The sequence below is a fragment of the Bartonella jaculi genome (assembly GCF_039543045.1).
In the GTDB taxonomy this organism is placed as follows: domain Bacteria; phylum Pseudomonadota; class Alphaproteobacteria; order Rhizobiales; family Rhizobiaceae; genus Bartonella; species Bartonella jaculi.
In genome coordinates, this window is the sequence record NZ_BAABIZ010000095.1 from 1 (window position 1) to 1,924 (window position 1,924).

Here is a 1,924-nt window from a genome sequence, read left to right on the forward strand (position 1 = left end):
TTCAAATAACAGTGTTTAAAAAAGCACGCCTTATCTTTTAAATAACGCATATAAACACTCTTTTTAAAGATTGTATCTAATCAACTTAACAAGAGAGGTATAGATTATGGTTATAAGACTCTATACCTCTTGTGAGATTATTATGTCTTATAAATCTATTCAGTTTCTCTCATTTCTAATTTTGGTAGATTCTTAACAATTTTCATTGTTTCTAAACTTACCGTAATAACCCTTTGAAACAACTCTAAGGGATAAGCAGGGTTGCCAATGGTTTCAACGGCATAACGATTGGCATCATTAACAATACCACTCTTTTTATCGGTCTTAACACATTGACGACCCATAACCCATTCAAGAGCAGGTTTGCCATTTACAATATACTCATAAGCTTCAAGAGGGATATCTGTTATTGTGATATTACGATTATAAAAAACAGTCGATTTATCCTTTTCCTTACTATTCCCAGCAAATTTCATTTCTGTCACGTAATAGAATTCTTTAGGATTAGGGATATCCATAAGTTTAGGGTCACCCTTTTTAAAGGATACTGGATAAGGTTCCACATCTTCATAATTCACGTGTAAATGCCCCAGTTCACGCCCTGCTGTCACAAATTTCCAAAAATCATCAGCAGTGTTTACACAAGGGATACGAGGCAATTCTTTAGAGAGGTTATCAGCATAACGAGTACGATAGTCTTCTGAATGTAAAAGCCCGTAAACGTAATAAAACAGATCATCTTTTGTTATAGTTTCATTCGGATAGGCAGCTTTAAAATGGGCTAGCCCTTCATCCGTAATGGCATCACGTCGTTGTAAACCAGCATTTTTACTTTCTTCTGTAGAAATTAAAAATAAATGTGATTGTTTCTCACTTTTACTTTTTGAAACCATAGTGTCTTCGTAAATATAGCGCGGAAAGCATTGTCCATTTTCTATCACCTGAAGATCAGATACGGTCTTAATCATAAGTACAGAAAAGCCACATCTCGCTCCTATACCTGTAAGTTGTATTACCTTATTTTCAACTGCTTTTCCCGTAGGGAATATACGTAGCATTTGATAAACGCCATCGTTGAGATCCCTATTATAATAAAGCCACTGTTGTGTAAAAGGACGATACAAGCTTTTTGTAAGGTAATCTTTTTCAAAATTGAAAGATTTTCCCTTTAGCAAGTCTCTTTTGGCATTATGACTCCAACTGATTTTACTTTCATCTGAGTTTACGAAATTATTTACAACATCAGCACGTAACTTATGATCAGCATGTAAATAACTATTATTAAAACGTTCAACTTCACTATTATAGAACGTAATCATATTACGCATTTTTTTCTCTAAAAGTTCACGGCTTGAGTTATATGCCCACGCATCACGGCTTGTCATAATCCCACGAGAGAACATTGTAAATAATTTTTTATCATGACTTTTCTTATCACCTATGGCTAGGAATGTTTTGAAACTGTCATTACGTTGATTAATCCAATCCCCATGTTCATCTGGTATAATCATTTGCCAAGCATTTTCACGTGTAATGCCCTCAATACTACCAAAGTACTCAAGAGCTGTAAGCTTTTCTTTTGTCGTGAGATCATTACCAATGTCATGATAGTAAATTTTACAATCTCCAGAAACATTGGGATTTTTGATAAATAGTGTGACAGCAATGCCAGTCATACTACCATTACCAAAAACATTCTCTCCTTCTTGAGCTCTTCCACTGCTTAACATATTTTTGCGAAGATCTCCCCGCAAATTAAGCACGTAAATACTCGTAAACTCTTTGGCTAAAGATTTCCGTAAACTGTCCATTGTTGATTTTTCTACGTAACCCGAACCAGAAACAAAGCCGATTACTCCAGCATTACCAATACGGTCACTAGCCCAGCGAATAGCTCGAATATAACTGTCATAAAGCGCTCGTA

1 protein-coding gene is annotated in these 1,924 nt (G+C 35.2%); it reads right to left on the reverse strand.

Annotation, left to right across the window (positions count from 1 at the left end; translation table 11 throughout):
* Positions 1-155: 155 nt before the first annotated feature.
* The coding region (locus ABD915_RS09495) for a type ISP restriction/modification enzyme (RefSeq protein ID WP_345117687.1) at positions 156-1,924 on the reverse strand (1,769 nt) is incomplete at its 5' end.